The following is a 23,294-nucleotide window of genomic DNA, read 5'->3' on the forward strand; positions in this document are numbered from 1 at the left end:
AAAAACGCCGGGAGCGTTTTTCAACGTTGTGCAACAACGGCCCGAAGGGTGGTGGGCAGGGATAGCCCGCCATAAAAATCTCAACTTTTTTGCCTTCCAGAGGTCATACAGGGATCTTGCAGGTTTTCAAGTCGTGCAAGGTCTATTATCATCGGCAACCTATGCCCTTAAGGAATGTAATCACTATGCGCTGTAAAACGCTGACTGTCGTCGCTGCGGTGGTTGTTATGCTGACTACCGGTTGTTCCACGTTAGAGAAAGTGGTTTATCGGCCAGACATCAATCAGGGAAACTATCTGGCACCGGGTGATGTCGCAAAAATTCATACCGGAATGACCAAACAACAGGTCGCTTACACTCTGGGAACGCCTATGATGCAAGATCCATTTGGCAGCGATACCTGGTTTTACGTATTCCGCCAACAACCCGGTCATGAGTCCGTAAAACAGCAAACCCTGACGCTAACCTTTAATAGCAGCAGTGTTTTAACCAATATCGATAACAAAGCCGCCCTAAATTAATCCGGCGACTGCCGGTTAAATCTAGAGCGCATCTGACACAACGAAAACCGTCTGATTTATTAGAGAAAAGTTTCCACTGTGCAGATGAACGGCAGGAATAAGGCACCTGATGCCTTATTTTTTTGCGCGCTCGGCACGCTGGCGGCGCAACTCTTTCGGATCGGCAATCAACGGGCGGTAGATCTCAACGCGATCGCCATCATTGAGGATATCGGTCAGCTTGGCCGTTCTGCTGTAAATACCGACTTTGTTAGTCTGTAGATCGATGTCTTCACGCAGCTCCAGCAGTCCCGATGCAACAATTGCCTGTTTGACCGAGCTGCCCTCCGCCAGCCTAACCGTCCGCAGATATTGACGTTCCGGTAACGCATACACCACGTCAACGCAAATATCAGTCACTGTAGACCTCTTTGGCACGCTGCGTGAACGCCTGAACCATATTTCCCGCCAGTTCCTTGAAAACTTTACCGAAAGCGAGTTCAATCAACGCGTTGGTGAATTCAAAATCAAGATGCAGTTCTACTTTGCAAGCATCAGTGCTCAACGGCGTAAAATGCCAGTCGCCCGTTAATTGGCGGAAAGGTCCGTCGACCAGTTGCATATTGATATTCTGATTGTTGGTCAGGGTATTACGCGTGGTAAATGTCTTGCGAATCCCCGCCTTGGCAACATCAACTGCGGCGGTCATTTCATCTGCCGTAGCCGAAAGCACCCGGCTACCAGTACAACCCGGTAAAAAAGCAGGATACGAAGAGACATCATTAACCAACTGGTACATCTGCTCGGCGCTGAAAGGCACCAAAGCAGAACGATTTATTTTTGGCATACAATTTTCCGTGATTCATAAAACGCGCAAAATAATAGCACCGATAAGCGGACAGACAAAAATTCTGCGCACACTATCGCACAATATCATCCAGTCATTCAGATGCATGATAGGGAACGCTTTCTATACCACACACAAAATCACCTCCGTCCATAAAAATCTACAAGCGCCGCGCTTCTCTGTGCATTTGTCTACCACGACATAGCAATACCGTTATTTAACGTTAAATATTATTAATGATTTTATGGCATAAGATTTTATTTTATAAGATGATTTAATTTTAAAAACATTAATCAGTTGAAAAATAGTGATTTTAAAAAAACGAAAACCCGCATACAGGAAAATTCGAATACATAAAAAAGAAACAAACATAAATTAGCATTGACCTACCGCGTTTGTCAGATAAGAAAAATAACTCGAGACATCGATAACATAATTCTACGAACCGTATGTTAAGCGGCACAGAACGATGGCTGTTGATATGTACCAACCAGTGTTAAAAAAATGAGGTGATATTATGAAAGTTTTAATAACTGGAAGTAGCGGAAATCTAGGAACAGCGCTGTCACTCAAATGCAAAGAAAAAGGGTTTGAGGTAATTGGACTGGATAAAAGACAGTCTGGAGAAACGAGCACCATTGGCTGCATCAATGATAGATCGCTGATCGATAGTTGCATGTCAGGCGTTGATATCGTATTTCATACCGCAGCGCTGCATAAGCCCCACATCGTCACACATTCCTATAAGGAATTTATTGAAACCAATACGTTAGGAACTTATAACCTTCTGCAAAGCGCTGCGAAGCATAACGTTAAGTCGTTTATTTTCTCAAGCACGACAAGCGTGTATGGCGACGTACTATCGCCCGATCCACATTTGCCATCGAGCTGGATAGATGAAAATAAACAGATTGAGAGTAAAAATATATACGGCGTAACAAAATTAGGGTCGGAAGAACTCTGCCGTATATTTTCACGCAATCACGGGTTAAATTGCATTGTCTTTCGCGTATCGCGATTCTTTTATGAAGATGATGATAACCCGATAATCAGAAAGCACTACTGCTCGGACAATGCTAAAGTCAATGAATTACTTTACCGACGCGTGGATATTGAAGACGCCGTCAATGCGCATCTTTCCGCTGCTTTAACTTATAAACCGGAAAACGGTTTCGACAGATTTATTATCAGCAGCACAACCCCATTTAGAAAAGGACATTGTCCTCTCCTTAACAAAAATCCCGATGCTGTCGTCGGCAAACTCTTTCCTCACTACCGTAAGATATACGACACATTAGGGTGGAAACTTTTCCCCCGAATCGACCGCGTATATGTCAATGATAAGGCCAGACTATTGCTGAACTGGCAGCCTAAATACACATTTGAATACGCACTCGACTGCCTGTCGCAACAACGCTCATTCCGCAGTCCGCTTTCCGAAAAAATCGGTTGGCATAGATATCATGATCTAGCCTTTGAAGATATGCCCTACCCGGTCTAAAACGACATAACGCGGGAACACACCAGGCAAAAACGATTAAAGGAGGATTGTTATGCCACACCTAAACAAAGACGCACTCATAGAATTACTGGCATTGAAAAAACATGAAGAGGGCGGATACTACAACGAAACTTACCGCAGCCCGGAAATGATACAAACCGGGCGCGAGAATAATAACGGACTCAGAACACTATCGACCTGTATTTATTATCTACTGACCGACGACAGTCCCATCGGATATTTTCACAAAAATCTTTCGCCGATCCTGCACTTTTATCACTCCGGCGCGCCTTTAACTTATCGCTTTATTTATCCTGACGGGAAAATAGAAGAGCACATCCTGGGGCCGGATATCCTCAGCGGCCATAAGCTCCAGCTTATAGCGCCTGGCGAGGTATGGAAATCAACGGAATTATCGTCCGGTGAATCATATGGACTGGTAAGTGAAGTGGTACTGCCCGGTTGGGAAATTTACGACACCGAAATTGCGCAATATCACGAACTGCTAGCACGCTATCCGCAGCATGAAACCTGGGTAAAACACTACAGCTACGGAGGCCAACCATGAGCAAATCCATCATCATTACTGGCGCAGCGAGAGGGATCGGTAAAGCCGTAACAGAGCATTTTATTCAGCAAGGAGAATATGATGTTATTGCCATAATACGGCGTCACGACCAGGTCGAGCAGCTTAAAGCAGAATGGCAAAGCATCAATCCATCGTGTCGTATTGACCTTAGAGCCGCCGACTTTTCCAACTCACAGGAAGTGCGACAGCTATGTCAGGCATTGGCGCAGGAAAAAAACATCGCCATCTTGATTAATAACGCCGGTATTTTTTATGGAGGCACAGCGGATATTGATTACCAACAACTGTTTGATTTAACTTCGGTCAATTTTCTGTCGCCGTTTTTAATTACGCAAACGGTGATTAACCAGATGCAGGAAAATAAGCAGGGATATATTTTCAATATCATCAGCAATTCGGCCAGGCGAGCAATACCGGGCATTGGTGCTTATAGCGCGTCCAAACATGCGCTCTTGGGATTCTCCGAATCGTTAATGCTCGACCTGATACCCTATAACATTAAAGTCTCCAATATTAATCCTGCTTTCGTCGATACCGACATGACGCGCGATTTTCCCGGTGTTTCTGCTGACGATAAGATACAAACCCGCGATATCATCCGTTGCATCAGCTTCTTGTTATCCCTGTCGGCTGGCGCCATCATTCCCAATATCGATCTGGAATGTGCCAGTTTCCTCTAAATCTCACCGTTTGATATATTGCAACAAGCCGGGCGCTCGTCCGGCGTCTCATCAGCGCAGACCTTAAAACATCCCCCGTATCAGGGATTTCATTCCCCATAACATCCAGTATAATGACGGCACTATGACAAAGAAAAAAGCGTACAAACCCGGTTCCGCTACCATTGCGCAAAACAAACGCGCCCGCCACGAATACTTCATTGAAGAAGAATTTGAAGCCGGGCTTTCGTTGCAAGGTTGGGAAGTAAAATCACTGCGTGCGGGCAAGGCCAATATCAGCGACAGCTACGTGACGTTCCGTGACGGCGAAGCGTATTTATTCGGCGCCACCATCACACCGCTCAACGTTGCCTCTTCACATGTTGTCTGCGACCCGATACGCACACGTAAACTGTTACTCAACAAACGGGAACTCGATTCTCTGATAGGGCGCGTCAGTCGCGAAGGCTATACCGTGGTTGCCTTATCCATGTACTGGAAGAACGCCTGGAGCAAAGTCAAAATCGGCGTAGCGAAAGGTAAGAAAGATCACGACAAGCGCGACGACATCAAAGAACGTGAATGGAAATTAGACAAAGCCCGTATCATGAAGAACGCAAACCGTTAAGCCAGTGGCTTAAGTAAGGAAAGTTCTGGTATACTGACGAAAGTTTCTTGGGGGCTGATTCTGGATTCGACGGGATTTGCAAAGCCCAAGGTGCATGCCGAGGGGCGGTTGGCCTCGTAAAAAGCCGCAAAAAAATAGTCGCAAACGACGAAAACTACGCCCTAGCAGCTTAATAACCTGCTCAGAGCCCTCTCTCCCTAGCCTCCGCTCTTAGGACGGGGATCAAGAGAGGTCAAACCTAAAAGAGATCGCGTGAATACCCTGCCTGGGGTTGAAGCGTTAAATTCAATCAGGCTAGTTTGTTAGTGGCGTGTCTATCCGCAGCTGGCAGGCGAATGTAAAGATTAGACTAAGCATGTAGTGCCGACGGTAGAGTAATTCCGGACGGGGGTTCAAATCCCCCCAGCTCCACCAAATTTTGTTCTATAGAACGCCAAAGAAGTCCACTAAGCCCGCATGGCACAAGCCCTGCGGGCTTTTTTACGTCTACTGGGCGCTGTGGCGATCTTGTGGCTTCCACAACTTTTAGGTACCCGAAAGGCAGGTAACCATCCAGCGGGTACCTAAATGATGGAGGTACCTATGGCACGGTTAACAAAACCCCTCACCGATACGGAGATCAAAGCCGCCAAACCACAGGAGGCGGATTACACACTGCATGACGGCGACGGTCTGCAACTGCTAATCAAAAGCAGCGGCAGGAAGGTCTGGCAGATGCGCTACTATCGGCCTTTAACCAAAAAGCGCGCAAAACTGACTTTTGGGCCTTATCCTGAAGTCACTCTGGCCGACGCCCGGCAACGCCGTACAGCGGCCCGCGCCCTGCTGGTAAAAGATATTGACCCTTATGAACACCAGCTTTCATTGCGCAAGCAAGCGCTGGAAACCCAATCAACACCTTTAAGGTCGTTGCCGAACGCTGCCCAAGTGTAAGTTGGCCTGATTATTATGCCCTATCAGGCAGATTAGCCTGTTTGACATGACTAATAAACAGCCTAAAATGTAACTACAAAAAGCAACTACATAGCGTGATTTTGGACATTCATCACATACTTAATGGAATAGCATTTGAGTGGGATGGGGATAAAGCTCACTCAAATTTACATAAGCACAATGTCGCTTTTGAATTCGCGTGTGAAATCTTTTTTGATCCTGACGCACTGAGCGTACCGGATAACAGATTTGATTACGGAGAAAAGCGATACCAAACAATAGGCAAGGCAAGCGGGCAAATATTACTTCTGGTGGTACACACGGACAGGTTCAGTTCAATAAGGCTTATTTCTGCCCGTAAAGCAAACGCCAAAGAGAGAGCGAGGTACGAAAATGATGAATCGTAAACAACAAATCGATCGCCTTAACAACATGGCGGATGAAGATATCGATTACAGCGATGCGCCAGAACTGCCTGATGCCGTGTGGAACAAGGCGGTGCGTGGCAAATTCTATAAACCGGTAAAAGTGCAAAAAACGGTACGTATTGATGCCGATGTACTGAACTGGCTTGAAAGTGAAGGGCCAGGCTATCAGACGCGGTTGAATAATATTCTGCGCCGGGAAATGGAAAAAGCATTACGTTCCTGATTACACTCCTCTCCTTTTTGCATAATCTTAAAAAGCGGTGACAGCGATCATGCGGTCACCGTTATTCCCACGATGATTTTTTATCTAATAGCGCCCTCAGTGATTCATTACAGATGATTGGTTTTTTCAATTCGACAATGAATGATGCAAACTGTACATCATCAACAACAAAAAGCCGTTGATCTTGCGGTGATATCTCAGCCTCAACATTAATGTCCTCTGGTTTATCATTTGCTCTCATATGTTCTTATTGAAAATACATAAACAGAGATGGCGAAAAGATGGGTTCCCACAGGTTGGCGTCAGACACGGTTGAATAATATTCAACGCCGGGAAATGGAAAAATTGTCATTAAATTCGAAAAGATTGCAGTCATCACTATTATGCCGTTGAGTATTTGTCTTCGGTGACGGCCAAACGAGCTCTCAGCATCCCCGATGGCGTACCCGACGCCCCCACGCCAAACACATTCGGATCCCCAAACACAATGAAAGCATCTTTTGCTCTGGATACCGCCACATTGAGCATATTCGGCCCACAATCGTAAAACTTACCGCTGCTTTTATCATTTTCGCCATAGACGCTGGAGAACAGTACGATTAAGCGCTCATCACCTTGCAAACTATGTACTGTTCCTACCGTAATTCCTTCAATGCCGACCTCTCGCAGTGCCCGCCGAATGAGTTCGGACTGTTTGCTAAACGGCGTCACAATCCCTACCGTTTTTTGCAAGACATCCGCCGCGTTTATCGAGAGGTATTTTTTATCCTGCTGGCGCGCATACTGGACTATTGCGCTGGATTCAGAAAGGAGCCACTGTGCAATCACCTGTGCTTCACCGGGATTGCCGCGGCTGCCGCCAAAGGTTCTCGACGGCGACAAGACCGGCTGTAACGTCATCATTCCCCAGGGAATAGCATGTCTGGCATTACCCCGTAGCGGTTCAAGAATACCTTTATAAACCAGTTCATTACAGTATCCGACGATGTTATTGAAGCAGCGTCGATGCTCTGTCAGATATAGACCACGCGGCAACTGTTCAAACTGATGATAATGACATTGACGCTGGGCCAGTTGCATCACATTGCCGCTGCTTGCCAGCAATCCGCTATGTAACCATTGTTCATAATCCGTTTCGCCTTTCAATAACTCAAAAAGCGCCAGGTTGGAACGGTCAACGCTGGCAGGGATATTCCAAACCGGTTCGATTTGGTCAGTATCTCCCACAATCAATGCACGTTTGGCGAGTGCGAAACTTACCGCTGAAACGTCCGGCAACGCCTGTCCCGCCTCATCCACAATAAGGAGATCAACCTCTTCCAGTTGAGGGAGGTCTGTCCAGACCTTGTCTCTGAACTCACCCGCCATAAAAGCACTGGGCGCCATATAAAATGTTGAGACAAAACAGGGGGTCAATTTTGCGTACCGACGTAGCTTACGCAATAGCTTCAGAGGTGTTTTCTTGTCCTCGTCATGACTATCAACAAAGAGTTTGGTTTCCTTAAGCCAATGGGCCTCAAAATAATGCGTCGCCAGTTTAAATAAACGAAAACGGTAATAACGGTCATTAAGTTCAGCCACTTGCTCTGCCCGGGACTGACTAAAGAGTTTCAATGCCGATGCTGGCTGCATCCAGGTATCGAGTTTTTCCTGTAAGGCATCAAACTGAGACAAACAGCTTTGCAATCCGGCCAATGTTTTTTCCAAACGGCCCGATTCATCACGAAGAGTGGCAAGACGCTGATTGCAGTCGGCCTCAACGGCGTCATCCATCGTGGAGGGCAGATGGCGATCAGATTTGTTCAATAATCTTGCCGTTCTACGCGCCTCCTGCTTACGAATTGGCGGCAACCATATCAACAGCCGCACCCACCAACTGCGCGACTCCCATAATTTATAAATGGTATCCAGCAGGGATTTTTCATCACCGTATTGTTTCGCGCATTCCGCCATCGCCCGCTCTGTTTTCGCCAAAACATCTTTTAATTCTTCAAGTGAACCATACTGCCGCTCAATCTGTTTGAGAGCAGCCTGCCAGGCAGACAAGTATTCAATGCCGTGGTGAATCTTCTGCCGGTTGTGCAACATGGCCTGATGCAGTAAATCTAAGGATTCATCCAGGTCTTTACACGCTTTTTGCTGCCAGGCAGAGACTTTGGCTAAAAAATGCTCCAGCGCTTGGGTAACAAACGCTGACGTTTGCCACCCTTGCATACAGCCTTCACCTTTAGGCCCGGAGTAACGGTAGAGATTTTTGTCATTCGCTCTTTCACGGGCGCAAAAATATAAACCATAACTATCCACCTCAGGCAGCCACCGCCCTTGCAACGACGTTTCCATCCCGGCTTCATCAATGCGGGCAAAGCTTTCCAAGATATTGGTTACCGCCTGATTATTGTTGGAGGCCGCCACGATTAGCGGCGGCTCTTTTTTCTCGAGTGCGGCTTTTGTCCACAAGTTTGCAACAACTGAACGCAATAATGTGGTTTTACCGGTTCCTGGCGGCCCATTCACTGCCAGAATTTCGCCCGCTTGCTGCTGAATAAAATAGTGCAGCGCATTACGCTGTTTGGAAGAGAGCGGAAACTCTCCCGACATTTGGCCCAAATGCTGTTTGGCCAAGTCCGTCGCCTCTTTTTGCTCCTGATAGCCTTTCAGTGGCGCTGCTTCACGGCGGCTGTAAGCCTGGTAAAGCGTCGGATAGCAATTCCTTTCTATCAGGAAATCAAGCGCTTTGAGCAAGTTCGCCTTTGCCCCGACAATAGGCGTATTAAATTGCAACAGGCATTGCTCACTTTGCTGATATTCGTTGTCAACCTCGATGTCACTGATTGCGATCGCGGGATTGTCGGCAGAGGCGTCAATAAATGGAGTACCGGTGGCATGGCAGAGCAGGCGCGTACAGTAACTTTTCAACTGCGGCCAGCTATTGATGCCCTCGAAAGGATGTAGAGTGAAAAATTCATCAAGCAACGACATCTCAGTAAATGGCTGGGTAGCCCCCTGCGTTGGCCCAATCCATACACGGGGAATCCACGGCGCTTTCTTGCCGGGCAGCAATGTGCCATCACGCTGGAGATTGACGAAAGCCACCAAAGGCAAGCACACCTCTCGCTTGCGCTTATCGATAGCGCCGCCTTGATAAACCAGCAAATCCACCCGTGGGAATATCACGATTTCCATCTGCTGCAATGGTGGTTTATTCCTGGGTTGACGGGCCTCAAGGATCTGCTCTGCAAGCGATATTTCGATGCCACCTCGTTCCCACACCTGTTGACTTAAAGCTAAATAATCAGCTGTCGGATCTTGCGTTTTATCCGGGCCAATAACAGGGAGAATGTCTTTGTCATCCGGGCAAAGCCTGTCGGCATCAATAAGAGACTGGCGGAAATAACGACTGATTTGACGAAAGTATTGGCTCATCCCTTATCCTTGCAGTTTTTCACTCTACCTGACTGGCCGCCCTTACTTGTTGGGGGTGTGTCCGACTTTCGGGGTTACGCCATACACTCATCAGTTTAGAATAATATTCCTTTAATATCAATAAGTTAACTCAATACCCAAGGGAACATTTTTGTATTCCCTCAGAGTCATGTTAATCAGACTCTGGCAAGAACCTTTTTCACATCGCCTTATCGCTCAGAAGATCTACATTGCTTACATTGGCGATATGTTCGATATAACGGGCGACATGCGGGCCGAAAGCCACGCCGTTAACAATAGTCAGTGAGCGCAGAATGGGGAACAAAATAAAATCGGTGGTAGATATGTCCCGTTTATCCGCAAGCAGCGCTTCAAGCTCAGTAAGTTTTTGCTGGATTTCAGATACCAGTGCGGGTGTATCGGCCATAAGCGCGTCCAGGTCGCCAAACGCCTTTTCTTCCCGTTGCCGATAAGCCAACCGCGCTTGCGGGGTAGATAATTCCTTAAAATCAGCCCTGGTGAAACGCGGAATAGCCAGTTTGAAAACCGCCCCCGAGGCCGCTTTGCACCACGCCTCAATCACTGGGTCGACTGGTTTATCGGCAAGTAAAGGCGTTTTCAGGCTGTCTGCGTAATGAACGATGTCCATACTTTCCGGCATAAAGCTGCCATCATCTTTCTGCAAAATAGGCACCACTTTGCGTCCCACCATACGAGTAGGGGTTTCAACGTCCCCCTCCATAATGACAGACAGTTCAAATGGCATGTCCTTCAACCCAAAAATCATTCTGGCTCTGACACAAAATGGACAGTGTTCATAAACAAAAAGTTTCATATATACCCCTGGTAACGTAAAACGGCAGGATGTTGTTTTATATCGGCCTTATCCTGACGCCGATGTCACCAGAGTAATACCAGCAATGGCTTGTGGTAAAGAAAATACAACTTGATGATACGGCAACGAGCGACTGAGGTTTCAACTGGCTGGTCTCCCTCACTTACTAAGCCGCAGTTCGGTGAGTGAGTTGGCGATACTGCGAAACGCCGCTGACAAATTGTTTACGTTGGAGGCATCATAGTATTTATCCGCACCGCTGGAACAATCCTGCATCAGTTTTTTGGTATTGGCATTAGTGCCACTACCCAGTATCACAGTGTAGATTTTTATAGCTTTATTTTTGTCTTTATTCTTAATATTTTCACACAGCTCTTTGGTTAATTCGTTAAGCGTATCATTACCAATCAGCCAATCCGATTGGTTATTGCGCCGCCCCTGATATAATTGTCCATAAGGTTCAATTGCTACACTACTCTTTTTCAGTTCATTCGTGGGACCTACTCGCAGTGAGCTAAAATCAGAACTGTTAGCATAATATTTATTGATGAAATTCTTATCATTAACAATATTATTTACCTTATCTGAATAATCATAAGTGCCGATCGTCCCGTCATTAACTTTATAGTCAAACTTGATTTTGAAGTCTCCAGTCCCTTTTTCTTTACTATCAATAGCTACATCGTCATAGCGATATCTATTATTATTTGGATCCATAGGATCCAAACCATTATTACCGTCGGTCAACAGCACAATGATTTTATTCAAACCGATAGCGGCATCGAGCGGCTTTTCGGAATCGCCCCAGCCAGCATCTCCACGCCAGTTGGCATCCAACATGCGCCACGACCATAATAACCCCAACGGAATAATGGTGCGGCCATCCACTTCCATAGCTTTTATTTGTTGCTTTAACCAGTCTGCATTATTGGTTAGAAAGATCATTTCCCGATTTGATGGGCAGTTATAACGACTTTGTCCATATTGTTCATAATGTGAATTAAAGGCGAATTTAATATTTATCTTGCTCGCCTCATGCTCTGCCCACATAAGGCGTTCACCCGTGACAGCTTGTGGTTCAGTCGCAGTATCAAAACTATATTCTGCATTAGAATCCAGTTTCTTTTTCAGAAAATCAGAATCAATGGTTAGCGAGCCAACCGTCATCAGCGGTTCAAAATGACCCGGCAGCCCCGACTCAGCTTTAAATGTGTTATCGATATAGGGTTCCACCACGCAGCCGCCCCAATGACTGCCGGTTTTAATATAGGGGAACTGCTGCGCCTTTGGTGACAGCCAATGGGCTTTCTCTTTCCCCACATAGACCGTATCGGCAAAAGGCACGATGCCGATAAATGCCTTCTTTGCGGTCTGACCGGCCTGCGCCGCCCCCAACAACGTATCCACCAGTTCGGTGGCGGCGATTTTCAGTTTACCAATCCTATCTTCTCCACTCATCGAGCCGGTGTTATCCAGCGCCAGCACCATTTCCAGATCGCTGCGGGTGCGGCGTACCGCCTCATTTGTCGCCGATAAAGTGAAAGCGGTTCTATCCATCATGCCGGTTATCAGCAACGGCAGGGTGCCGCTCACCGACATCTGCACCAGTTGCCCGGTGGTAGTCCCTTGCCCGGTTTTCTCTTCATCGTATGTTATCTTCAGCGCCTTCAGCGGAACCTGGCTGTCGAGAAACCCCTCCGGCATATTGCTGCGGAAATAGCTGCTGGCATCAATGCGCCAGCCGTCCTGTTCGCCAGACTCGCTTTCATCGCCAGAGCCGATTTGCGGCGTAAATTTTTCCAGATTACGCCCGGCGGATATCACCGCTGCATCCAGCGCATTCTGCAACTTGTCCTGCGCCATGCTGTAACGGATAAAATCAATCGACCCCAGCAGTGCCAGCAAGATCACTGGAAAACAGAGCAGATAGGTCATCGTTACCGCGCCGCGCTGTTCGCGCAGCAGACTAAGAAAAAACAACCTGAGTGTGGTCATAGTCTTTCCGCCATCACATTATTTTGAAGATCGTCACTTAACGTGCTAAAACGCGGGCGATAGAATACCCGGCTGCTAATTTGCCGTTCCCCGCTCAACTTCTGCCAGAATGTCGAACCGATGACAAAAGGGACGTAATCATAGAAAGTTTCCACCACGATGGTGGTGTCGCCAATCGACGCCGCCTGCGGAAAATCTGCCGGGGGGGCCAGTTTGGAAACCGGGATAGGGCTATTACCGCTGCCTTTATAAAGTCTTTGCCACTTAGGCTTCCAGACCGTATCGCCACTGTCATCCAATGATGTGGTATAGAGGCTAATGATGATGCCGCCATGATTCTCATAATCTAGGGGGGTCATCAAATCCGAAACAATCGTTCTATAGGTACAAATATCATTAGCCAGACGACACTCCCTACCCATGCTATCGTTCAGTTCACGTTGCATGGACAGACTGTTCGCCACCATAAATGCCGTGCGCTCCACCACCGCCGAGGTTCTAAAATAGCCATATAACTCCAGAGCGCCAAAGATCAGAAACACCGCCACTGGAAGGATCAGCGCCGCTTCAACCGCCATCACGCCACCGCTGTCGCGCCCAACACGCCACAGAATGCTTTGGGCCATACGCCGCCGCAGAGAGCAAGTCCCTTTCATCATTCTCCGCCTCATGGTTCGTTCTGGATCAGGACCACGCGTTCAAAACGCATGTAGTTGTAGCCCAGCCAGGCGATAAACCCCGTCAAACCGGGGCGATCAAAAGCCAGCCGATAGATCACCATATCGCCCCTCCCACCTGCATCACACACTGGCAGATAGTTTTTGTCATTCAGGTCGCTAAACTTATTCGCTTTATCTTCCCCTGGGGAGTAAATCTTCGCATCGACATACATTTCACTCTCGCTGCTGACCCAGGTTGACAAAGTGTTTTTCATTACGCTTCGCACCGCCTGTTGACAATCTCCGTCAATGCCGATGCGCCCCATCCGTGCCACTCGATTGGCGGCAATATCCAGATGCGCGTCGGCCAGCATGATGAAAGACACTTCAAGGGCAATAAATATCACCGCAAACAGTAACGGTGCGACAAGCGCATATCCCAGTGCGGTAACACCACGCTGGTTACGTCGCAACAGATAAGGCAAGGGTAACTTTCGCACCGGATCACCTCATGTTCTGACGCAGGTAGTGATAAAAGGCCAGATTATCCTGTACCGCGCCTTGCGACTGATTGCTCATCAGAATCTCTTCAGCGGCGTCATCACGCCCCAGCATACCGTAGGCCAACGCCAGATTATCCCGCTCCTGCGGTAACTTGCCGGACACACCGGTAGTTCCCAGCAGAACGTTGACCGCTTCGCGGGGTTTTCCGCTCAACGCCAACGATAACCCCAGATTGGTGCGTAGCGCGCTATCGTCAGGGTACAAACTTAACCCGCGCCGGTAGGTACTTTGCGCCTGATTATAATCACCGGCCAGATCGTAACTGACGCCCAGCCCGGACAGCGCCAGCGGATGGTCGGGAAAATGGGTGAGAATAGACTTGAAGCTGGCGGTGGCCGCCGTCAGATTACGCTGCCGGATCAAAATCCGGGCTTGTCCCAACTGGGCATCAATATTTTTCGGCTCCAGCCGCTGCGCAGTGGCATAGGCTTTATTGGCGCTGTCCAATTCTCCTGACAGAAAATGAGTATCCGCCAGCCCCAACCAGGCGGTAGCGTTTTCTGGCTGCTGTTCGATTACGCGGCCATAGATTGATCGGGCAACGTTGAGATCCCCACTCTGCAGCGCACTGGATGCGATACGCAGATCGCTCTCGCCCATTATCGACTGCCCCTGCGCGCTTTTGTCTTGATGCGCTGGCGCCGGACGCAAAATCGCGCAGCCCGTCAGCGGGAGCACGATGCAAAGTACCAGACCTATTCGGTATTTATAATCCATTACATCACCTGTTTTTATTGTTGCTGTGAAGCGAAAAAAATCATCAGCCCCAGTACTGCCGGCCCCGCCGCCACGATTAATACCGTCGGCATAATAAACAGCATCATTGGCAGCGTGATTTTCACCGCCAGTTTGGCAGCCGCTTCTTCCAACCGCATTATCCGGGCGGTACGTTCGGAGCGGGCCAAAATACGCAATGCCTGGGTTATCGCCGTACCATACTGGCGGGATTGCAGTAGCGTATTCACCAGCGTGCTGATGGAATCCAGGCCAGTACGCTGGGCCAATCGTTTGAGCACGGTTTCGGTATCATTACTGATTTGCAGTTCGCCAGAGGTTAAACGCAGCTCATCCGCCAGCGCCGGACAGACAATCTCAATTTCTTCCGCAACCCGCTGGATGGCGCTGTTTAATCCCAGCCCGGCGTTGGTACAGATCACCAGCAGATCGAGCGCGTCCGGCAGACTTTGCTGGATCTTGCGCTGACGCCTGGCCACCAGCCGGTCAAGCATCAAACGCGGGAATAGCGTACCCAGATAGATCGCCAGCAGGCAGAGCGCCAAACCATATATCCGGTTGCCCTCCAGGTACGGCCAGACGAAAATCACCACCAGCACGGTTAGTGAAATCATCGACAACAGCGATAATCCCGCCATAACAATCAGCGCCTGAGGGTTACGGAATCCGGCGGACAACAGCCTTTCCGCAATTTCCGTCCGCTGGGCCGCGCTAAACAACGGCGCGTAGCGCCCAATACGCTGCAACACCCGTATTATCCGCTGGGGTAAAGTATGGCTCTGCCGGGAAAGAGCCTGGCCCTGTTGCTGATTACGCTTACGTAAAACCTCAGAACGTAACCGTTCAGCCAGCCGGGCGCGACGGCCAATGCGGGCGTACAGATATAAAATCGCGCCGGTTAATGCACACAGCAGGTAAATGAGATTCAGTAGATCCACTCAGACCTCCATTTTGGCAATCTTACGAATCGATATCGTACCCAACGCCAGCATAATACCGGCTGTCCATAGCATCTTTTGCCCGGAGGGAGTTTCAAACATGATGCCGATGTACTCCGGGTTAAGCACAAACAATGCGCCAGCAATGAAGAACGGCAGAACAGCGAGGATCATGCCGGATAAACGCCCTTCCGCCGTCATCGCTTTGGTTTTCAACCGCAGATCGCGCCGTGTGCGAATAATGGTAGAGAGGTTATCCAACGCTTCCACCAGCGAACCGCCGGTATCACGTTGCAGGGCAAGGCAAACGGCAAAAAAGGCAAAATCAGGCGATTCGATACGCAATACCGCTTCGTCAACTACATCCTGAATATCATTGCCTAACAACAGCCCATCGCCCATTTTAAGAAATTCCGGGCCAAGCGGCGCCGCGACATGGTTGCCGACATTGCGGATGGATTGCGTGACCGGGATCCCAGCCTGACTGGCCCGGGTAATCATATCCAGCGCATCCGGCAATTGATTGAGAAACTGAATCTGGAAACGTTCAACCTGTTTTCGGTAAATGAAGATGAGGACTGCCAGCGGCATAACCAGCAGCAGCACAGGAATGCTCCACCAGGTGGCCGGTATCAGGCCAAGCGACAGGAAAACGATATTAAGCAGCAATATTGCCGCCGTGGCCGTTATCAATATTTGTTTACCCCGCCGACCACCAATAGTATCTAACCGATTAAGATAATACCCCATCGATCCCATAGCCTGACGGCGACGGCGACGGCGGGCTTCAGCCTGCGCGCGCTCCAGCTCCAGCAGTATTTTCTGCCGCGAAACGCTACCCGACACACCAGCAATCTCTTTAAGACGTTGCCGAATGCGCGTACCCGTTCGCTGGCGTAAGGCATTACTCACTACGATGATCGCCAGCCCGGCCAATACACTGGCGGCAAAGGCCAACATCATCACCACGTCAGCCTGGCTCATGGCCGCATCGCCTCCAATAGCGCGGTTTCCATACCATAGTAGCGCGCCCGTTCAGAGAAAATAGGCCGCATACCACTGCTGTCAAACGTTCCCTTCACTTCATCATCAAAGGCGCTGGCATCGTAACTAAAACGGAACAACTCCTGGGTGACAATGACGTCTCCCTCCATTCCCGCCAGCTCGGTAATGCTGGTGATGCGTCGCGTACCGTCACGCATACGCTCAACCTGTACAATCAGGTGTACCGCGCTGGAAATCTGCCTGCGTATGGAATACAGAGGCAAGTTGCCGTTCGCCATCAGCACCATGCTTTCCAGACGAATCAGCGCATCACGTGGGTTATTGGCATGTAGGGTCGTCATCGAACCATCATGACCGGTATTCATCGCCTGTAACACGTCCAGGGCTTCTACGCCACGCGTTTCTCCCAGAATGATCCTGTCCGGCCTCATACGCAGCGCGTTACGCACCAAATCTCCCTGTGCCACTTTACCGCTCCCTTCCAGGTTCGCCGGACGGGTTTCCAGCCTTAATACATGGGGCTGCTGTAGCTGTAATTCGGCTGCATCTTCAACGGTAATAACGCGCTCAGAAATAGAAATAAATCGCGACAGCGCATTAAGCAGCGTGGTTTTACCTGAGCCGGTGCCGCCGGAAATAATGATGTTGAGCCGGCTGGCGGCGGCAATCTCCAACACCCTGGCCATGGCGGGCGACAGACAGTTTCTCGCCACCAGCCGCTGTAGCGTCAAATCCCGACGGGAGAATTTACGAATCGAGATCGACGCGCCATCTATCGCCAGCGGGGGTAAAATCACATTAACACGGCTACCGTCTGCCAGACGGGCATCGACCATCGGGCTGCTTTCATCCACCCGTCGCCCCACCGAGGAAGCGATACGTTGAGCAACACTGATGACATGGGCATTATCACGGAATTTAAGCGGCGTCAGCTCCAGTTTGCCAAAACGCTCGACATAAATCTGATCCGGGCCATTAACCATGATATCGGACACTGTTTCATCCTGTAATAAGGGTTCAATCGGCCCGACGCCAAACATGTCATTGAGAATCTCCTGCCCCATTAGTCTCTGTTCGGTCTGCGTTACTGGCATACTGTCCATCACTACCGTTTCCGCGATAATGGCTTCGACATCAAGCTGAACCTCCTCACGGGTACGGCTCAGTGCGCTGGAAACATCAATGGTGGAAAACACCGTCTGTCGCAACCGAACATAATATTCGGAGCGCACCACCGTATCTCCGGTCTCCGGCAGACGGTAAGTCACCAGAGGATCGAGTTCGGGTTCGGGAGCAGTAACCCGCAATATGGGCGCAGGCGTGACGGCATCTTTTTTCTCTCGCCCGCTGTCATTCTCTGAGGGCAAGGTTTCCACTGGCTGCGGCGGTTGCATTTCAGGCGCCACTGCCAATTTGCGGCCAAATCTCATGTTAACCTCTTAATGCGTAACGTCTGCCACCAAGGCGCCTGCTGCCGGGTTTGTACTTCACCGGTCAAAACGCCGGTCAATTGTTTTATGCCCCTGGCAAACTCACTGCGCTCCGGCAATGCCTCGGCCAGATTTTCCGCCAGCGACAGCGACTGTGCGTCGTAGTCAATTTCTACCGTAACCGCCAGATCTACCGCTTTGACGAAATCATCGATATTGACTTTATTACGGTTCAGCGGCTGTGGCTGGTTGACGACGCTATATACCGTCGCCGGGTTAGGGTGGGCTTCAATATGGCGCACCAGCCTGACCAGCGCCCTGGCGGAATAAATCGACTGGTCTGCCACCACACAGGCCAGGCTGGCATGGGAAAACACCTCGGAAGCCAGTTCACCGCCGGGCTGTGGCACATCCAGCACCACATAGTGGAAATGCTGACTTAGCGTCGACAGCAACGCTCCCAACGCCCCTTCCACCGGCGTATAGGCGTCCATATAATCCAGTTCGGCCCCCAGGGCATACAGGCGATTGTCCACCGTAGACAGCGTGCGCTCCAGATACTGCGGATCTAAACGATTCACATTACCCAGAATCTCAATCAGGGCGCTCCCTCCCGCCAGCCCCAACATGCCCGTGCCGCTGCCGCCATAAAAATCGAGATCGATATAGACCACGCGGCGATGAGCGCCACCGACAGCAAGCCCTCTGGCTAAATGCGTCGCCACGCTGGTGGTGCCGACCCCGCCACGCGTTCCCACCACGGCGATAACTTTGCCAAGCCGCCGCTGACGCACGGTGTTACCCTCATCCGACTCCAGTGCGCGCCGCAGTAGTTCGGCACCCAACGGCTTGACCAGATAGTCCTGCACACCGCGTTGCAGCAAATTGCGATACAAGCCGACATCGTTGCGATCTCCCACCACATAGACCTGCACCGACGGTTCACAGGCATTGGCAAGCCGATCCAGTTCATCCAGCGGCCCGCTGGAACCAGAAATATCCACCATCAGGCGCTGTGGCGAGCGACCGTTCTTTTTCAGCCAGGCGATCACATCATCGATATTGCCGCGTTCAACCCGGCTATCGGTCAGGGTGCTGGCCTTCAGAAAACGCGTCAGTTCTTCTTTACTGTCTACATCATGGACAAATGCCGCGAAGTTTACCGCACGCTGTTCACCACGTTCTTTTTCACCCAGTACGCTCATATGTCCCTATCCGCTTAGTCACCTGATTTTGAAGTAGACTCGGTCTCCCGCAACGGCTCGACCTTATTCTGGCGATAACGCGTAACCGATAAGGCCGCCGCGTCCGCCTGCATACCGCTATAAATGCGCGGCGTGGACAAATCCTGCGGACGCGCCAGACTGACCGCCAGATTGGTATACGTAGCACAGCCAAACGCCACCTGCTGGCGTCCTTGATGGCTCCAGTGATAGCCGGGTTGCATCAATGAGGAACAGTCTGGCGGAACCGCGACCCACTGTTTGCCCTGCTGCTGCAATTTTATCGATGAAACATCCGGCAGACCGTCATCATCCCGCTGCCATGAGGCGCAACCCGCTAACAGCCCCATCGCGTTAGTGACCAGCAATAACGCGAGACAGCGGCGCAGCCCGGTAGAAATAGCCATCTTCACACTCCTTATGTCACCAAATTACTAATAGACAAAACCCGCCGACCCGGTCAGTCGGGGCACTTCATTCAGCAACGGGTCATAACCGGTCTTTTTATTGACGATAAATTCGATATCGGTATTCGCACGCATACTGTCCAGCGGCGTGGCCAACTGACCAGCGGCGGCGGGCCGCACCAGGTACGGCGTGACGATCACCACCAGTTCGCTTTTATTGTTCTGATAATCTGAAGAAGAAAACAGTTTGCCTAACACCGGTATCGAACCCAGACCAGGCACTTTGGAAAGCACGTCGCTGACATTTTTCTGTAACAACCCGCCAATGGCGAAACTCTGACCGCTCGCCAGCTCTACGGTTGTTTCAACGCGCCGCACGGATACGCCGGGAATGGTCAGCCCCTCCATCACAATGCTGTTGTTGGGATCGACTTCACTGATTTCAGGCCGTACCTTAAGGCTGATGCGGTCATCGCCCAATACCGTGGGGGTAAAGTCGAGCGCGACACCGAATGGCTTAAACTCCACGCTCATGGAGTCCGACTCCTGTCTGATTGGCACCGGGAACTCTCCGCCAGCCAGAAAGCTGGCGGTCTGACCAGACACGGCGGTCAAGTTTGGCTCGGCCAAAATGCTGATCAACCCTTCTTTATCCAGCGCGTCAACCATGGTTTCAATCGACGTACTGCCGGTCTTGAACCCGCCGATGGCGCCATAGGAACCCGATGCCCTGGTATAGTTCGTCATGCCGGTGCCCAAGTCGGTTGAAGCAAAATCCCGCACACCGCCCAGCCCAAGAAGGAAATTCCCAGGGCTGGAAATGACCTCCCAGTTCACCCCCAGTTGCTGTATGACCGAACGCGATACCTCGGTAACCCGCACCCGCAGATGCACCTGCACCGGGCTGGCGATGGTTAGCTGGTTGAGTAACTGCTCCTTTTCCGACAGATAGGGACTGACGGTCTGGACGATCGCCTCGGCGGTTTCAGCATTGGGCACCGAACCAGTGACCATGATCGAACCTGGCGTTGAGGTCAGCGCCAGCCGAAGTTTCGGAAAACGCTGGCGCAACGAGCTTTGCAGTTCACCCAGATTATGACGTACCACTACCGTGCGTTGCAGCAGCGGTTTACCCGCGGCATCCAGCACGTAGAGCGAGGTGGTGCCGACCCGTTTGCCCAGCACCAGTACCGCACCGTCCGCCGGTGACTGCACATCGGCGATCTCAGGATCAGCGACAAACACCGTGGTCACATCGGGAGCGACGTTGATGAGCGTACCGGCGCCGACGGATAATGCCAGCGGCGCCTGCGCCCTGACCGCCGTACTCAGCGATAAACTGGTGATAACCAGCATGAACGTGAAAGTGCGCAAGAAAATGCGCAAGAATGAAATTCTAGCGAGCATTGCTGTCAAACTCCTGTTCCTGACGTTGACTGCCGCGCATAATAACCACCTGACGCGGTTTAAGCGGGTTCGTTTTCCCTTCCGATTTGGTTGACATGCCGTTCCCCAGGGCACGGGAGACATCGCCCCCCCATACCGGCCGGTTATCTTTTCCGACAGTGTTATCCCATGCCACCACCGATGCCGTTGCGAGTTGCGAGTTGTCGTGGCTAGCTACCTCCCGCTCATCCACCGCAAAGCTGCGCAGCGCCATCGACAGGCTGCCCAGTTGTGCGGCCACGGTTACGGCTTCCGCCGCACGGGGGGCCACTTCAATGGTCACCGTACTGGCGCGGTTCGGTTTACCATTTTCTTCGGTTTTGCGCTGAATGCTGGAGCCGACGGCAATAATTCGAACCCGTTCGACCACCGTTTCACTCACCACCGATTGTGCATCTCGAGTGTTGTTACCTTCCTGGCGCAGACGCTGGGTAAGAATAATATCGACAAAATCCCCCGGCTGAATCAGCCCGGCGTTGCCGGAGACATCATCCACCGGCACCGAGACGGCGCGCATCCCCGGCTTTAATACCGCCGCCAGAAAACCGGGGGCATCCGGGCGGATCACATCGCTCGCCAGAATCAGTTCGCCCGCCGCCATCTGTTTGCGCAGAAGTGCGCCATTCAGTCTGGACTCAACGCTACCTTCCGTCAGCGCCCCTTGCGGCACGTCGCTTTCCGGGTAGGAACGCCAGGCCAGATCGCCTTCACGCAGCAGCAACCCTTCCGGTAACGCTGCCGCAGTGACACGCACCTGCACCCCCTGTTCCGGCGGAGGGTCACTCTGCTGACTGTTGACAAACATCACGCGGGCGACCGCCGCCAGCATTGCCGCCGCCAGCAGAATCAAAGCCAGTTTCAATAATGAAGACATCAACAGATCACTCCCTGAAGGATTAGCAAATAACTGAAAAAGCGATCAATCGTTTGTAGCGCCTTCCGAACAATCAGGAAGGCTTAATAGTTGGAATAAGTTAACTCAGGCCACTAACCAGCACGGTCATGCCGCCGGCAACCAATGCGACACCATAAGGCACGCCGCGCCGCGCCGACAAAGCATAAGCCATGCGCTGCCAGATACTGCCCCGCCGGGGGGGAGATGCCGCCGGCTGCGGGTTCATGCCTTTATCCGCCAGCCAACCCGCCACACCCAGCAGTGCGCCAACCAGACCAATGACGATTAAAGCTGGCGCCGCGTAAAGCGGCCCAGCCCAAAGCATGACTACCGCGCCTAATTTGACATCACCGCCGCCGACGCCACCGCGCATAAACGGTAACAGCAGCAACGTAAAGGCAATTACGCCAACTAAACAATGAGTGATAAATTGCACCCAATTAGTTCCCTGATAAAAAAAATAAAAAGGAAATAACAGGGCGTAATACAATATCCACCGATTAGGCAGGCAACGCCGGGTTAAATCGGCGTGTATTAACAGCCCAAATAACACCAGCAGCGGCGCAATAATCATTAGCTGCATAAATAACATTAACTGTTATTAGTTCAGTGTTGTAGATTCACTATTTTTTGCCGCCGTCGAAATAGACTTACTTGCATTAGTAAAGAGTGTTTCAATATCCGTTTTAAATTTTCCCACACCGGCCGCGACCACCACCACCACCACTCCAGCCAGAATGGCATACTCCAGCGCAGAGACGCCACGCTCATCTTTCTTCAACATTTTTAATAATTTACGCATCATCGTTCCTCGATAATTAATTTAGTCAAACAAACACACTAATGATAAATGTCAACGCCAAAATGACTTTGCAAAAAGCACTGCCATAAACGCTTAATGACATTTGGCCATATTTCTAAGCTACTTAGAAATTCCTTTTTTACAGATGCTGTCTAATGTAATTCTTGCAATCTAAAATTGATCAAAAATTCATACTACTGACTTTAGCGTGACTGTCGCCTGGTTATTGTTAGTATTTCCTGTAACGACGATCATTTATATTAATCACTTACTCTTATTATCCTGGGGAGTATAGCTTATAAAATAAAAAATATTTTTAAATTTAAAAAATATTTTTAATCTCGTCATGTTTGCTGGAAAAATCTAAAGAATTTCGTTTTGAAAAAATAATGACACCTCCAATTTAACATTTGGAAGGCATTATAAACAACTGATAATGTTTAAATTAGTGATAGAGCGTTATCCGAAACTATCCATTTTCATACACCTTTCGTGGAATATAGATGCGATCACGTAAATCCAATGTGAATGATATCAGCTACGAGCTTACTCTAGACAAAAATAAATCCATTACAAATCATTTTTACCGATTAATTCAATTGGTTTTGATAGCTTATATACATCAAAAT

At 50.0% G+C, this 23,294-nt stretch carries 24 protein-coding genes, 1 other RNA gene and 1 pseudogene; 9 read left to right on the plus strand and 17 right to left on the minus strand.

Features of this window, described 5'->3' with window-relative positions; all coding sequences use genetic code 11:
- The first annotated feature begins 185 nt into the window (after positions 1 to 185).
- Positions 186 to 521: an outer membrane protein assembly factor BamE gene (bamE, locus tag BIY29_RS12130; protein WP_121575381.1), complete on the plus strand. Its 336-nt coding sequence runs from the start codon at positions 186 to 188 to the stop codon at positions 519 to 521.
- 114 nt (positions 522 to 635) lie between these two features.
- Here bamE and BIY29_RS12135 read toward each other — a convergent pair whose 3' ends face one another.
- Both BIY29_RS12135 and BIY29_RS12140 read right to left on the minus strand, forming a co-directional pair.
- Positions 636 to 920, minus strand: a complete 285-nt coding sequence (locus BIY29_RS12135; RefSeq protein ID WP_121575382.1) for an RnfH family protein — start codon at positions 918 to 920, stop codon at positions 636 to 638.
- Entirely contained in the window at positions 913 to 1,347 is a 435-nt protein-coding gene (locus BIY29_RS12140) for a type II toxin-antitoxin system RatA family toxin (protein WP_121575383.1), read from the minus strand. The genes BIY29_RS12135 and BIY29_RS12140 overlap by 8 nt, the downstream gene beginning before the upstream one ends.
- A 517-nt stretch (positions 1,348 to 1,864) precedes the next feature.
- Here BIY29_RS12140 and BIY29_RS12145 point away from each other — a divergent pair.
- The 8 genes and pseudogenes from BIY29_RS12145 (at position 1,865) to BIY29_RS12180 (ending at position 6,308) form a co-directional block, all read left to right on the plus strand.
- Positions 1,865 to 2,848: an NAD-dependent epimerase/dehydratase family protein gene (locus BIY29_RS12145; RefSeq protein ID WP_121575384.1), complete on the plus strand. Its 984-nt coding sequence runs from the start codon at positions 1,865 to 1,867 to the stop codon at positions 2,846 to 2,848.
- A gap of 52 nt (positions 2,849 to 2,900) precedes the next feature.
- The gene (locus tag BIY29_RS12150; protein ID WP_121575385.1) at positions 2,901 to 3,416 is read left to right on the plus strand and encodes a cupin domain-containing protein; all 516 of its coding nucleotides are present in this window, start codon (positions 2,901 to 2,903) and stop codon (positions 3,414 to 3,416) included.
- The gene (locus tag BIY29_RS12155; protein WP_121575386.1) at positions 3,413 to 4,117 is read left to right on the plus strand and encodes an SDR family oxidoreductase; all 705 of its coding nucleotides are present in this window, start codon (positions 3,413 to 3,415) and stop codon (positions 4,115 to 4,117) included. The genes BIY29_RS12150 and BIY29_RS12155 overlap by 4 nt, the downstream gene beginning before the upstream one ends.
- 124 nt (positions 4,118 to 4,241) lie before the next feature.
- A complete protein-coding gene (smpB, locus tag BIY29_RS12160; RefSeq protein WP_121575387.1) occupies positions 4,242 to 4,724 on the plus strand; it encodes an SsrA-binding protein SmpB in 483 nt (160 codons plus the stop codon).
- Between the two features lie 50 nt (positions 4,725 to 4,774).
- Positions 4,775 to 5,138: a transfer-messenger RNA gene (ssrA, locus tag BIY29_RS12165) on the plus strand.
- Between the two features lie 168 nt (positions 5,139 to 5,306).
- Positions 5,307 to 5,644, plus strand: a pseudogene (locus BIY29_RS12170) (integrase arm-type DNA-binding domain-containing protein); the annotation flags it as partial.
- A gap of 108 nt (positions 5,645 to 5,752) precedes the next feature.
- Positions 5,753 to 6,064 carry a BrnT family toxin gene (locus BIY29_RS12175; RefSeq protein WP_420808418.1) on the plus strand — a complete coding sequence of 104 codons (312 nt, stop codon included), beginning with the start codon at positions 5,753 to 5,755 and terminating at the stop codon, positions 6,062 to 6,064.
- A complete protein-coding gene (locus tag BIY29_RS12180; RefSeq protein WP_121575388.1) occupies positions 6,051 to 6,308 on the plus strand; it encodes a BrnA antitoxin family protein in 258 nt (85 codons plus the stop codon). Before BIY29_RS12175 ends, BIY29_RS12180 begins: the two co-directional genes overlap by 14 nt.
- Positions 6,309 to 6,689: 381 nt before the next feature.
- Here BIY29_RS12180 and BIY29_RS12190 read toward each other — a convergent pair whose 3' ends face one another.
- The 15 genes from BIY29_RS12190 to BIY29_RS12260 form a co-directional block, all read right to left on the minus strand.
- Positions 6,690 to 9,731, minus strand: a complete 3,042-nt coding sequence (locus tag BIY29_RS12190) for a DEAD/DEAH box helicase (protein ID WP_121575390.1) — start codon at positions 9,729 to 9,731, stop codon at positions 6,690 to 6,692.
- Between the two features lie 199 nt (positions 9,732 to 9,930).
- Entirely contained in the window at positions 9,931 to 10,566 is a 636-nt protein-coding gene (gene grxB, locus BIY29_RS12195) for a glutaredoxin 2 (protein ID WP_121575391.1), read from the minus strand.
- A gap of 159 nt (positions 10,567 to 10,725) precedes the next feature.
- Positions 10,726 to 12,561 (minus strand): TadE/TadG family type IV pilus assembly protein, encoded by a 1,836-nt coding sequence (locus BIY29_RS12200; RefSeq protein WP_121575392.1) that lies wholly within the window; start codon positions 12,559 to 12,561, stop codon positions 10,726 to 10,728.
- Positions 12,558 to 13,220: a TadE/TadG family type IV pilus assembly protein gene (locus BIY29_RS12205; RefSeq protein WP_170158928.1), complete on the minus strand. Its 663-nt coding sequence runs from the start codon at positions 13,218 to 13,220 to the stop codon at positions 12,558 to 12,560. Before BIY29_RS12205 ends, BIY29_RS12200 begins: the two co-directional genes overlap by 4 nt.
- Positions 13,221 to 13,228: 8 nt before the next feature.
- Complete coding sequence (locus BIY29_RS12210; protein ID WP_121575394.1) at positions 13,229 to 13,720, minus strand: TadE/TadG family type IV pilus assembly protein; 492 nt, start codon at positions 13,718 to 13,720, stop codon at positions 13,229 to 13,231.
- Between the two features lie 4 nt (positions 13,721 to 13,724).
- Positions 13,725 to 14,501 (minus strand): tetratricopeptide repeat protein, encoded by a 777-nt coding sequence (locus BIY29_RS12215; protein WP_121575395.1) that lies wholly within the window; start codon positions 14,499 to 14,501, stop codon positions 13,725 to 13,727.
- 14 nt (positions 14,502 to 14,515) lie between these two features.
- Positions 14,516 to 15,457, minus strand: coding sequence for a type II secretion system F family protein (locus BIY29_RS12220; protein WP_121575396.1), 942 nt, complete (start codon positions 15,455 to 15,457; stop codon positions 14,516 to 14,518).
- On the minus strand, positions 15,458 to 16,441 hold the full coding sequence (locus BIY29_RS12225; protein ID WP_121575397.1) for a type II secretion system F family protein: 984 nt from the start codon (positions 16,439 to 16,441) through the stop codon (positions 15,458 to 15,460). It lies immediately after the preceding gene.
- On the minus strand, positions 16,438 to 17,892 hold the full coding sequence (locus BIY29_RS12230) for a TadA family conjugal transfer-associated ATPase (RefSeq protein WP_240630115.1): 1,455 nt from the start codon (positions 17,890 to 17,892) through the stop codon (positions 16,438 to 16,440). The genes BIY29_RS12225 and BIY29_RS12230 overlap by 4 nt, the downstream gene beginning before the upstream one ends.
- Positions 17,889 to 19,097, minus strand: coding sequence for a CpaE/TadZ family protein (locus tag BIY29_RS12235; RefSeq protein WP_121575398.1), 1,209 nt, complete (start codon positions 19,095 to 19,097; stop codon positions 17,889 to 17,891). Before BIY29_RS12235 ends, BIY29_RS12230 begins: the two co-directional genes overlap by 4 nt.
- Positions 19,098 to 19,111: 14 nt before the next feature.
- Positions 19,112 to 19,522 (minus strand): CpaD family pilus assembly lipoprotein, encoded by a 411-nt coding sequence (locus tag BIY29_RS12240; protein WP_170158929.1) that lies wholly within the window; start codon positions 19,520 to 19,522, stop codon positions 19,112 to 19,114.
- A gap of 27 nt (positions 19,523 to 19,549) precedes the next feature.
- Positions 19,550 to 20,929, minus strand: coding sequence for a type II and III secretion system protein family protein (locus BIY29_RS12245; protein ID WP_205680334.1), 1,380 nt, complete (start codon positions 20,927 to 20,929; stop codon positions 19,550 to 19,552).
- Positions 20,919 to 21,842 (minus strand): Flp pilus assembly protein CpaB, encoded by a 924-nt coding sequence (cpaB, locus tag BIY29_RS12250; protein ID WP_121575399.1) that lies wholly within the window; start codon positions 21,840 to 21,842, stop codon positions 20,919 to 20,921. The genes BIY29_RS12245 and cpaB overlap by 11 nt, the downstream gene beginning before the upstream one ends.
- A gap of 100 nt (positions 21,843 to 21,942) precedes the next feature.
- Complete coding sequence (locus BIY29_RS12255; RefSeq protein ID WP_121575400.1) at positions 21,943 to 22,455, minus strand: A24 family peptidase; 513 nt, start codon at positions 22,453 to 22,455, stop codon at positions 21,943 to 21,945.
- A 9-nt stretch (positions 22,456 to 22,464) separates the two neighbouring features.
- On the minus strand, positions 22,465 to 22,668 hold the full coding sequence (locus BIY29_RS12260) for a Flp family type IVb pilin (protein ID WP_205680335.1): 204 nt from the start codon (positions 22,666 to 22,668) through the stop codon (positions 22,465 to 22,467).
- Positions 22,669 to 23,294: the final 626 nt, after the last annotated feature.

The sequence above is a fragment of the Brenneria alni genome, assembly GCF_003666245.1.
In the GTDB taxonomy this organism is placed as follows: Bacteria; Pseudomonadota; Gammaproteobacteria; order Enterobacterales; family Enterobacteriaceae; genus Brenneria; species Brenneria alni.

Coding starts and splice junctions, on each gene's coding strand:
- BIY29_RS12225 (WP_121575397.1), bottom strand. CDS start 16,441: ATGAGCCAGGCTGACGTGGTGATGATGTTGGCCTTTGCCGCCAGTGTA.
- BIY29_RS12180 (WP_121575388.1), top strand. CDS start 6,051: ATGATGAATCGTAAACAACAAATCGATCGCCTTAACAACATGGCGGAT.
- smpB (WP_121575387.1), top strand. CDS start 4,242: ATGACAAAGAAAAAAGCGTACAAACCCGGTTCCGCTACCATTGCGCAA.
- BIY29_RS12155 (WP_121575386.1), top strand. CDS start 3,413: ATGAGCAAATCCATCATCATTACTGGCGCAGCGAGAGGGATCGGTAAA.
- BIY29_RS12140 (WP_121575383.1), bottom strand. CDS start 1,347: ATGCCAAAAATAAATCGTTCTGCTTTGGTGCCTTTCAGCGCCGAGCAG.
- BIY29_RS12205 (WP_170158928.1), bottom strand. CDS start 13,220: ATGATGAAAGGGACTTGCTCTCTGCGGCGGCGTATGGCCCAAAGCATT.
- BIY29_RS12150 (WP_121575385.1), top strand. CDS start 2,901: ATGCCACACCTAAACAAAGACGCACTCATAGAATTACTGGCATTGAAA.
- bamE (WP_121575381.1), top strand. CDS start 186: ATGCGCTGTAAAACGCTGACTGTCGTCGCTGCGGTGGTTGTTATGCTG.
- BIY29_RS12245 (WP_205680334.1), bottom strand. CDS start 20,929: ATGCTCGCTAGAATTTCATTCTTGCGCATTTTCTTGCGCACTTTCACG.
- BIY29_RS12260 (WP_205680335.1), bottom strand. CDS start 22,668: ATGATGCGTAAATTATTAAAAATGTTGAAGAAAGATGAGCGTGGCGTC.
- BIY29_RS12215 (WP_121575395.1), bottom strand. CDS start 14,501: ATGGATTATAAATACCGAATAGGTCTGGTACTTTGCATCGTGCTCCCG.
- BIY29_RS12190 (WP_121575390.1), bottom strand. CDS start 9,731: ATGAGCCAATACTTTCGTCAAATCAGTCGTTATTTCCGCCAGTCTCTT.
- grxB (WP_121575391.1), bottom strand. CDS start 10,566: ATGAAACTTTTTGTTTATGAACACTGTCCATTTTGTGTCAGAGCCAGA.
- BIY29_RS12230 (WP_240630115.1), bottom strand. CDS start 17,892: ATGAGATTTGGCCGCAAATTGGCAGTGGCGCCTGAAATGCAACCGCCG.
- BIY29_RS12240 (WP_170158929.1), bottom strand. CDS start 19,522: ATGGCTATTTCTACCGGGCTGCGCCGCTGTCTCGCGTTATTGCTGGTC.
- cpaB (WP_121575399.1), bottom strand. CDS start 21,842: ATGTCTTCATTATTGAAACTGGCTTTGATTCTGCTGGCGGCGGCAATG.
- BIY29_RS12235 (WP_121575398.1), bottom strand. CDS start 19,097: ATGAGCGTACTGGGTGAAAAAGAACGTGGTGAACAGCGTGCGGTAAAC.
- BIY29_RS12255 (WP_121575400.1), bottom strand. CDS start 22,455: ATGTTATTTATGCAGCTAATGATTATTGCGCCGCTGCTGGTGTTATTT.
- BIY29_RS12200 (WP_121575392.1), bottom strand. CDS start 12,561: ATGACCACACTCAGGTTGTTTTTTCTTAGTCTGCTGCGCGAACAGCGC.
- BIY29_RS12145 (WP_121575384.1), top strand. CDS start 1,865: ATGAAAGTTTTAATAACTGGAAGTAGCGGAAATCTAGGAACAGCGCTG.